We start from the raw sequence: 9,205 nt of genomic DNA, 5'->3' as shown, positions 1-9,205 counted from the left end.
CGCGCGGACGGCGCCGTTACCCGATAGTCCAGATCCAGCGTGATGTCGGCTGCAAACATGTAGCCCCATCCGTGGACCGCGCGTATCGGCAGCGTCATCTGATTGGCCGCGGCCTTGCGGCGCAGGCGGCTGATCATCACGTCCACGAAGCGGCGGCGCGTGATGCCGCTGTCGGCTTCGTCCGCGCCATCGGCCAGAAAGGCGTCGCGGCTGATCTTGCGGTCGGGCGACTTCACCAGCCGCGACAGGAAGTCGCGTTCACCGGTTGTCAGACCCAGCGTCCTGCCCTTGGGGCTGATGAGCGTCCATCCCTTGTTCGCCAGCCGCCAGCCTTCCTGGGCCGGTTCTTCCGATGCGCCCGAATCCGCGCCCGCTCCCGGGTCCATCCCGTCCAGACCGACCGCGCGCCTTACCAGCGCCTGCAGCACCGCCGCAAGCTCCAGGCCGGTCACGTCCGGCGGCAGACAGGCGTCAGCGCCGCAGAGCAACGTGCGGATGCGGCTTTCCGAATCGGTGAATGGGGCGATGGCTACGAGGCCCAGGCTGCGGTCGATGGCGCGCAGGCGCACGGCGGCGTTATGCACATCGGGAAGCGGGGCTTCCAGAACGACCAGCGGACTGGGCCGGCGGGAGTATCGGTCGTAGACATCCACGAGATCGTGGCAGCGGCGGACGTTGAATCCCAGATGTGAAAGGGACTCGACGAGTCTGGCATGCCTGGCGTCGTCGCGGCCAAGAAAAATGACATCCAGCGTGTTGTTCATTGATGCTTCCAATGAGGCGTCGCGGTAGGGCGCTGGCGCCTTGAAAAAGCCGGACGTCTGGCAGAGCCATGCCGTTGCCGGCCGTTGCGGCGCTTTTCTTTCCAGAGCACGCCTGTGTTGCATTTAAACACGGGCGTGTTTTTTTGTGAAGATACGTTTCTATGGTTTCGGACGGTAACAGTCATCCACGAGGAAATGACCTCGTATCGATTGAAACAGCGTTTGATACCCGATTTGCGTCAGAAAAATATTATGTATTACCGATACATTATTTTCTCTTTCGGCCGATTCGATGCCCATAAACTCATGCGGCTTTTTTTGCTGTCGGTTTTGCTGCAGCGCCGCGTGACGGCGGCGGGCGAAACGCGGGGCAATACGCTGCAAACCGATGAAAGATATGACTTTTATGGGGCGGTTTGTGGCGGTAAGCGACGGCGCGCAGCAGCACGCGTGCAAGGCCAGGGGGGCCATGCGGCGATTTAAGGATTAGCCCGGAAATTGGGGGCTAATCCCTTTGTTTGGCCGTGGATTTGAAATGCTTTAATCAAATAAAACCATACAAATTAATGTCTCGAGTTGATCGATTGGACACGTTTAGCCATCGTCTGCGCAACGCAAGAGTGCTTCAGGGGTGGACTCAAAAGGACTTGGCGGTCGCAAGCAACCTGTCGCAAAGCGCCATCGGCAACTACGAAAGCGGCCAGCGCCAGCAGCCTTCGAGCGAGGCGCTCATCAAGCTGACGCGCGCCCTGCGCGTCAATCCCCTGTGGCTCAGTACGGGCGAAGGTCCCATGCTCGACACGCCGTCCGGCCATGTTGCTGCGGGCAGGCTGGGCGAAATCCCCGACCCGCCCGCCTGGCCCTTCGAAACCATCTCCTACGCGGCCTACGCCCGTCTCACCCACCAGGAAAAGCGGCAGATCGAGCTGGTGCTGGGCGCCTACATCAAGGCACGCGGCGAATAGTTCCCATCGGTTGCGCGGGAACCTGCGGGCGCAGCCGGACATCGGCGGGGACGTTGGCCCCGGTGCCGCGGGGATCGGTGCGCAGGCGGCTGCGCAGGCGCTCCACCGGATCCGCGATCAGGTAGTTCAGCACCGCCGAGACCCCGATGCAGCCGGTGATCGCCATGGCGGCGAACAGCATGGGCTGGTGCTCCTGCACGTCGTGCATGAGCCAGCTGAACGCCATGATCACCAGCATGTGGCAGATGTACAGCGGATAGCTGAGTTCACCAATTGCCTTGTCCAGCTTGTGGCGTGACTGGAACAGGAACGCCAGCGGCAGCAGCGCGGCGAACAAGAGGACGGCCAGGCCATCGCGCACGGTGGGATTGATGCCGATCGAGAAGTGCGCAACCGCATACAGGAACAGGATGCCGGTGCCCAGCTCGGGCAGGCGCTTGACGCGCTGCGTCCAGGCCTTCATGCGCGGCAGCAGCACCTGGTGCGACAGCGAGCCGATCAGGAACAGCGCCAACTCTGTCGGGAAGAAGCGGTAGGTCCAGGGATCCGAGCGGCCGACGCCGGTCCAGATCAGGATCGCGCGCAGGGCAAGCGAGGCGGCCAGCAACGCCAGCAGACGGCGCGGCGAGCGCAGGACGAAGGGCGCCACCAGGTAGAAGCTCATCTCGACGCCGAGGGTCCAGGCTTGCGGCACCAGCAGGCCCTTGTACAGCGGCACGTCGCTGTTGGCGAAGCTGCCGGTGAAGGCGAGGGCCGAATCGCGGATGCCGAAGAACATCAGCCAGTCCTGGCCGAAGATGAAGAGGTTGGAGAGGAACAGGAAGACTTCGGCGCTGAAGGGCAGCGCTTCGTAGATGCGGAAGAACGAGCCGCCGCTCACGATGTGGGCCGTCAGCGTCAGCGCCGCCACCGCCAGATAGATCGGGAACAGCCGCAGGAAGCGGTTGGCGTAGAACTTGCCGGTGGCGCCCTGGTAGTTGTCCGTCGCCGTCAGCACGTATGAAATGAGGAAGCCGGAAATCACGTAGAAAAGCTGCACGGCAAGCCTGCCGCCGACAAGCTGATCGGCATAGCCTCCGCCCAGGTGGTCCAGCACCACTGACAACGCCAGTAAGGTTCTTAAGAAGCCCATCGCGCATCTCCCCGGTCGATATTGTTCTCAGGCCCGATGGGCCGGACACTGCGCATGCGGTTGTCGCGGGCTCCGCTCCTCTTTCCCTGTATTACTTTTTAGGCCGGAGTCATCAACTGTCATTGATTCTGCTCGCGGCGACTTACCCCCGCCATGCGGCATTCGATGCAGAACCCGAGATCATCGGAGCTAGAACCTCCGGCTCAATCGTGCATCTTTTGGATACGGCTGACGGACGGAGAAAATCGCGTGACGCGCCACAGGCCGGTTACATTACGACGATACGCATCAATTGGAGGCTCGCTCATGCCCAACTTCCTGTCCACGCCCAGCAGGGTGCTCTGCCTGGGACTGTTGACCGCGGCGCTGGCCGGATGCGCCGGCATGACCGGCGGGGCGCGTCCCGAAGGCGCCGCTGCCGCCAGCGCCGCCACCAGCAAGGACTCGCTGGCGCAGACGAGCTGGGAACTGGTCCGCTGGTCGCAACCCGGCGGCGCGCTGCGCGACATTCCGCACGGCGACAACGGCGAACCCATCCGCCTGACCTTCCTCGCGCAGGGCAAGCAATACCAGGTCAACGGATTCTCCGGCTGCAACCGTTACACGGGCACGTACAAGCTTGAGCGCAACAAGCTTGTCATCGACGCGCCCGCCACCACGCGCATGGCCTGCGTGCCGCCCGAGCGTGCAAAGCTGGAAGCCGATTACCTGCGCGCGCTGCGCGCCATCGACACGTTCACGCTGGATAGCGGCGGCGCGCCGCGTCACCTGACGTTCAATCTGCGTGGCGGCGACGTGCTGGAGTTCGAGCGTCGCCAGGATCCCCCGACACCCTGAATTCGCTTGGCTGAACGTTTCAAGGACCCGCATGCGCTTACCCCTTTTCCTGCGCCGCCTGGCGCCCGGCCTGCTGTGCGCCGGTCTCGTTGCCTGCTCGTCGCCGCCGACCGCGGCCGATGGCCAGGATCCGCGGTACCAGCCGACCTCCGCCTCCGACATTCTGGTGCAGACGAACTGGGATCTGGTGCGCTGGGTGCTGCCGGGCGGTGCGCTGCGCCCCGTGCCGCATCCGTCGGCATCGCAGCGCGCCATCTCAGTGACCTTCATCCATGACCAGGGCTCACCGCGCATGCTGGGGTTTTCCGGCTGCAATTCATTCAACACGCCGTACACCTTTGCCAACGGGATCCTGATCGTGCGCGGCAATCCGGTGTCGACCGAGATCGCCTGCGCGCCGCAAGCCATGGCGATCGAGCGCGAGTTCCTGGCGGCGCTTACCGGCATCACCGCCAGTTCGCTCGACTACGCCAACAATCCGCAGCGCATGGCCTGGAAGCTCAGCACGGGCGACACCCTGGAATTCACGCGCAGGCCGGACTCGCTGGCGGGCGGCCAAGGCGGAACCAAGCTGATCTACGTCGATGCGACGCGTGTGCCGTGCGACACCGGCGCGGGCCGCGCCCTGTGCTTCCTGGTGCGCGACGACCCCTACCAGCCCTGGCAGGTTTGGCATGGCCAGATCACCGGCTTCAATTACCAGTCCGGTGTGCGCTACCGGCTGCGCGTGGTCGAGATTGACGATCCGAATCCCGTCGCCGCCGCGCCGCGGCACTGGGTGCTGGACGCGGTGGTCGAACAGCAGGTCGTCGTCACCCGCTGAGGGTGGCGGCACGCAGGCTGGGGGCGGCGCTGGACGCCCTGCAATGGCCTCTGCGCCGGCGCCCACCGCCCAGCGATTATGATTACGGGCTTCGCCGCCCGTTTTTATTGCTTTGCCATGACTTCCGTCGTCAATATCGCCGCTTACAAATTCGTTTCGCTGGATGCCCTGCCCGAGCTGCGCGAGCGCCTGCTCGCCGAGGCCGGCGCCGCCGGGCTCAAGGGCACGATCCTGCTGGCCGGTGAAGGCATCAACCTGTTTCTCGCGGGGGCGGCCGGCGGCATCGACACCTTCCTGCTGGGCCTGCGCGCCGATGCGCGGTTCGCGGACCTGGAGGTCAAGTTCAGCCACAGCAACGACGTGCCGTTCCGCAAGCTGCTGGTCAAGATCAAGCGCGAGATCATCCGCATGAACCACCCCGCCATCCGGCCGGCGGCAGGCCGTGCGCCCGGGGTCGACGCGCACACGCTGGCGCGCTGGCTTGATGCGGGCGTCGACGACGATGGCCGGCCCGTGGTCATGCTGGACACGCGCAATGCCTTCGAGGTGGACGAGGGTACGTTCAAGAACGCCATCGACTGGCGCATCGACCGCTTCACGCAGTTTCCCGCCGCGGTGGAAGCGAACCGCGCGCAGCTCGCGGGCAAGACTGTCGTCAGCTTCTGTACGGGCGGCATCCGCTGCGAGAAGGCCGCCATCTTCATGAACGAGGCCGGCATCGAAAACGTCTACCAGCTCGACGGCGGCATTCTCAAATATTTCGAGGAAACGGGCGGGCCCGGCTACGAAGGCAAGTGCTTCGTGTTCGACGAGCGCGTCTCGCTGGATCCGGCGCTGGCGCCCAGCCACGCCTGACCGGATTCATCGCTGCAACAAAAAAAGCCCGCATTCGCGGGCGCTTTGCATTGGCAACGACGCGGATCAGCGTACGCGCATGCCGGGCTTGGCGCCGGGGAACGGCTCCAGCACGTAGATGCCGGCGTCGACGGCTTCGTCCGCATGGCTGGCGGCCAGCACCATGCCTTCGGACACGCCGAACTTCATCTTGCGCGGCGCCAGGTTGGCGACCATGACGGTCAGCTTGCCGACCAGGTCTTCCGGCTTGTAGGCCGACTTGATGCCCGAGAACACGTTGCGGTGGCGGCCTTCGCCCACGTCCAGCGTCAGGCGCAGCAGCTTGGTCGAGCCTTCGACGTGCTCGCAGTTGACGATCTGCGCGATGCGCAGGTCGACGCGCGCGAAGTCGTCGATGGAGATGGTCTCGGCCAGCGGCTCGCCGCCGGGCACCACGACGGGCGCGGCGGGCGGCTCGAACAGGTCTTCCAGCATCTGCGGTTCCACGCGCTGCATCAGGTGCTTGAACGGCGCCACGCGCTGCGGCAGGACCGAGGCGTCGGCCCAGGTGAAGGGCGCCTGCGCGCCGAACAATTCCAGGGCGACGCGTTCGGCGAGCTGGGGCAGCACCGGCGCCAGCATCACCGACAGGGCCTTGAAGCCAGCCAGCGAGCGCGAGCAGATGTCCTGCAGCGCGGCTTTCTGCGCGTCGTCGGCGGTGGCGATGCCCTTGGCCAGCACCCACGGCTGCGCGGTGTCGAACGCCTGGTTGATGCGGTCGGCGTAAGCCATGATCTCGCGGATGGCGCGGTTGTACTCGCGGGCCTCGAACGCGGCGCGGATGGACTCGGCCTGCTCGGCGTATTCCGCGGACAACGCGCTGGTGTCGCCCGAATAGCCGAGGACGCCGTCGAAGTGCTTGGTGATGAAGCTGGCGGCGCGGCTGGCGATGTTGACGTACTTGCCGACCAGGTCGCTGTTCACGCGGGCAATGAAGTCCTCGGGGTTGAAGTCCATGTCTTCGACGCGCGCGTTCAGCTTGGCGGCGATGTAGTAGCGCATCCATTCGGCATTCATGCCGAGCTCCAGGTAGCGCAGCGGCGAAATGCCGGTGCCGCGGCTCTTGGACATCTTTTCGCCGCTGACGGTGATGAAGCCGTGCACGTTGACCGCGTCCGGCGTCTTGCGGCCGGCGAATTTCAGCATGGCGGGCCAGAACAGGGCGTGGAAGTAAACGATGTCCTTGCCGATGAAGTGGACCTGTTCCGTGTCGCCGTTGGGGTCGAGCAGGGCGTTGAAGTCCATGCCCTTGACCTCGCAATACGACTTGAGCGAGGCCAGGTAGCCGACCGGCGCGTCCAGCCAGACGTAGAAATACTTGCCCGGGGCGTCCGGGATCTCGATGCCGAAATACGGCGCGTCGCGGGAGATGTCCCAGTCACCCAGCTTGGCCTCGCCGTCTTCGCCGCCCAGCCACTCGCGCGTCTTGGCAAGCATTTCGGGTTGCAGGTGCTTGACGCCTGCCTTGTTGGAACCCGTGGTCCACTGCTGCAGGAATTCCACGCAGCGCGGGTCGGACAGCTTGAAGAAGAAGTGGTCGGACGACTTCAGGACGGGCGTCGCGCCCGTCAGCGCGGAGTACGGATTGATCAGCTCGGTGGGCGCGTAGACGGCGCCGCAAACCTCGCAGGAATCGCCGTACTGGTCCTTGGCATGGCACTTGGGGCACTCGCCCTTGATGTAGCGGTCGGCCAGGAACATGCCCTTGACCGGATCGTAGAACTGCTCGATGGAGCGCGTTTCGATCAGGTCCTGCGCCTTCAGCGCGCGGTAGATGTCCTGCGACAGTGCGACGTTTTCCGCCGAATCGGTGGAATGCCAGTGGTCGAAACGGATGTGAAAGCCGTTCAGGTATTGCGGACGCTCGGCCGCGTAGCGCGCAACCAGCGCCTGCGGCGTGATGCCTTCCTTTTCGGCCTTCAGCATGATCGGCGCGCCGTGCGCGTCGTCGGCGCCCACAAAGTGCACCGTGTGGCCCGCCATTCGCATCGAACGAACCCAGATATCGGCCTGGATGTACTCCATGATGTGGCCGATGTGGAAGGATCCGTTGGCGTAGGGCAGCGCAGTGGTGACAAAGAGGGTGCGAGACATGGTTGTCGACTGAGGTTGAGGGGAAAAGGAGAGTTGGCGGCCATTTTAGGGCAAGCGCGAGCGCCTGCCCCTGACGTGGCGCCGGAAAGCGCACAACCCGCCCATCGCATTGATGCGAATCAGGCGGGTTGAGAGGGGAGCGGCCGGGGCGTTTGGTGCGATTTCAGCGCAACACGCATCGGCCGGCTTGCGCGGGATTTACGCGCAAGCCAGGTTGAAAGCCGCCGTCAGCGGATTTCGCGGGCCTCGACGTCAATCACGTCGCCACGCGGTTGCGTGGCGAACGGGGCAGTGGCGGACTGGAAGGGTCCAGGGCGGGCGCCTTGGCGCTGGCTCCAATAGGCGCGAACGCCGAAGGGCTTGCCGCGGACCTTGGCGACCACATAAAGGATCGCCACGGCGAATGCCGTGGAAAGCATGAACACCAGCGCCATCGCCATGCCGATCAAGGCCAGGGCGGCGAATAGGACGGCACGAAAGAAGCGGATAAGTGTGTTGGTCATGAATGTCGGATGCAAAACGCAGCGAAAGGTTCCCGTGTATCCGCTATCCTTTAGGGGATGGCGGCCCGCAGACGCCGCGCTGCCTACGGAACCATAGTGACATGAGTATAACGATAGAAAACATCCGCGCCGCACTGCGCGCCGCGCAAGACCCGAATACCGGTTTGGATTTGGGTGTTTCTGTAAAAGATCGTGACATTCAACTGGCCGGCGGCCGCGTCGCGTTGACGCTGGAGCTGGGCTATCCCGCCGACGCCGTCCGCGAGCAGATCCGCGACATCGCCGTACGCGCGCTTGCGCAAGCCGGCGCGCCCGATGCGCAAGTCACCGTCACCTGGAAGGTTGCCGCGCACGCGGTGCAGAAAGGCCTGAAGCCGCTGCCCAACGTGCGCAACATTATTGCGGTCGCTTCCGGCAAGGGCGGCGTGGGCAAGAGCACCACCGCCGTGAACCTGGCCCTGGCGCTGGCCGCCGAAGGCGCAACGGTCGGCCTGCTGGACGCCGACATCTACGGCCCCAGCGTGCCGACCATGCTGGGCATCTCCGGCCGTCCCGAAAGCCGGGACAACAAAAGCATGGAGCCGCTGACCGGCCACGGCCTGCAGGCCAATTCCATCGGCTTTCTGATCGACGCCGATTCGCCCGCCATCTGGCGCGGCCCGATGGTGACGCAGGCGCTGGAACAACTGCTGCGCCAGACCAATTGGCGCGATCTGGATTACCTGATCGTCGACATGCCGCCCGGCACGGGCGACGTGGCGCTGACGCTGGCACAGAAGGTGCCGGTTGTCGGTGCGGTCATCGTTACCACGCCGCAGGACGTGGCGCTGCTGGATGCGCGCAAAGGCCTGCGAATGTTCCAGAAGGTGGACGTGCCGATTCTGGGCGTGGTCGAGAACATGGCCATCCACATCTGCTCGCAGTGCGGTCACGCCGAGCACATCTTCGGTGAAGGCGGGGGCCAGCGCATGGCCGAGCAATACCAGACGCCGTGGCTGGGCAGCCTGCCGCTGACCCTTGCGATTCGCGAGCAGACCGACGCCGGCACGCCGACGGTCGTGTCGGACGCGGGCAGCGAAGCCGCGTCGCTGTACCGCGCGATCGCTCGAAAGCTGGCCGCGGGCGTTGCGGCGCTTCCGCGCGACATGGCCGGAAAGTTTCCCTCCATCGTCGTTCAACAACCGACCTGACGC

The 9,205-nt window shown here is 64.7% G+C and carries 9 protein-coding genes and 1 pseudogene; 6 read left to right on the top strand and 4 right to left on the bottom strand.

Translation table 11 applies throughout. The features are described 5' to 3' along the window. Positions 1 to 764 (bottom strand): response regulator transcription factor (locus AC6LJW_RS11255; protein ID WP_498087260.1); only part of this gene is annotated, 764 nt, incomplete at its 3' end. A gap of 114 nt (positions 765 to 878) precedes the next feature. Between AC6LJW_RS11255 and AC6LJW_RS11250 the strand changes: the two genes are divergently transcribed. Next, positions 879 to 1,247 carry a hypothetical protein gene (locus AC6LJW_RS11250; RefSeq protein WP_498087259.1) on the top strand — a complete coding sequence of 123 codons (369 nt, stop codon included), beginning with the start codon at positions 879 to 881 and terminating at the stop codon, positions 1,245 to 1,247. Positions 1,248 to 1,330: 83 nt separating this feature from the next. Then, positions 1,331 to 1,729 carry a helix-turn-helix domain-containing protein gene (locus AC6LJW_RS11245; protein WP_082578749.1) on the top strand — a complete coding sequence of 133 codons (399 nt, stop codon included), beginning with the start codon at positions 1,331 to 1,333 and terminating at the stop codon, positions 1,727 to 1,729. On the opposite strand, the gene AC6LJW_RS11240 is transcribed toward AC6LJW_RS11245, so the two are convergent. Beyond that, positions 1,710 to 2,861, bottom strand: coding sequence for an acyltransferase family protein (locus AC6LJW_RS11240; protein ID WP_498087258.1), 1,152 nt, complete (start codon positions 2,859 to 2,861; stop codon positions 1,710 to 1,712). The genes AC6LJW_RS11245 and AC6LJW_RS11240 overlap by 20 nt on opposite strands. Before the next feature lie 306 nt (positions 2,862 to 3,167). Here AC6LJW_RS11240 and AC6LJW_RS11235 point away from each other — a divergent pair, with 306 nt between their 5' ends. From AC6LJW_RS11235 to AC6LJW_RS11225, 3 genes are all read left to right on the top strand, one after another. Further along, positions 3,168 to 3,698, top strand: a complete 531-nt coding sequence (locus AC6LJW_RS11235; protein ID WP_498087257.1) for an META domain-containing protein — start codon at positions 3,168 to 3,170, stop codon at positions 3,696 to 3,698. 31 nt (positions 3,699 to 3,729) lie between these two features. Beyond that, positions 3,730 to 4,521 carry a DUF4377 domain-containing protein gene (locus tag AC6LJW_RS11230; protein ID WP_498087256.1) on the top strand — a complete coding sequence of 264 codons (792 nt, stop codon included), beginning with the start codon at positions 3,730 to 3,732 and terminating at the stop codon, positions 4,519 to 4,521. A 117-nt stretch (positions 4,522 to 4,638) separates the two neighbouring features. After that, a complete protein-coding gene (locus AC6LJW_RS11225) occupies positions 4,639 to 5,376 on the top strand; it encodes a sulfurtransferase (RefSeq protein WP_056566287.1) in 738 nt (245 codons plus the stop codon). A 66-nt stretch (positions 5,377 to 5,442) separates the two neighbouring features. Here the strand turns inward: AC6LJW_RS11225 and metG are convergent. Then, positions 5,443 to 7,536, bottom strand: a pseudogene (gene metG, locus AC6LJW_RS11220) (methionine--tRNA ligase); the annotation flags it as partial. A 200-nt stretch (positions 7,537 to 7,736) separates the two neighbouring features. Next, complete coding sequence (locus AC6LJW_RS11215; protein WP_056325207.1) at positions 7,737 to 8,012, bottom strand: hypothetical protein; 276 nt, start codon at positions 8,010 to 8,012, stop codon at positions 7,737 to 7,739. A 101-nt stretch (positions 8,013 to 8,113) separates the two neighbouring features. Between AC6LJW_RS11215 and apbC the strand changes: the two genes are divergently transcribed. Continuing rightward, positions 8,114 to 9,202 (top strand): iron-sulfur cluster carrier protein ApbC, encoded by a 1,089-nt coding sequence (apbC, locus tag AC6LJW_RS11210; protein WP_056559086.1) that lies wholly within the window; start codon positions 8,114 to 8,116, stop codon positions 9,200 to 9,202. Positions 9,203 to 9,205: the final 3 nt, after the last annotated feature.

Source organism: Achromobacter sp. 1012554356 (genome assembly GCF_059760815.1).
This window is presented reverse-complemented; position numbering and strand designations above follow the sequence as displayed.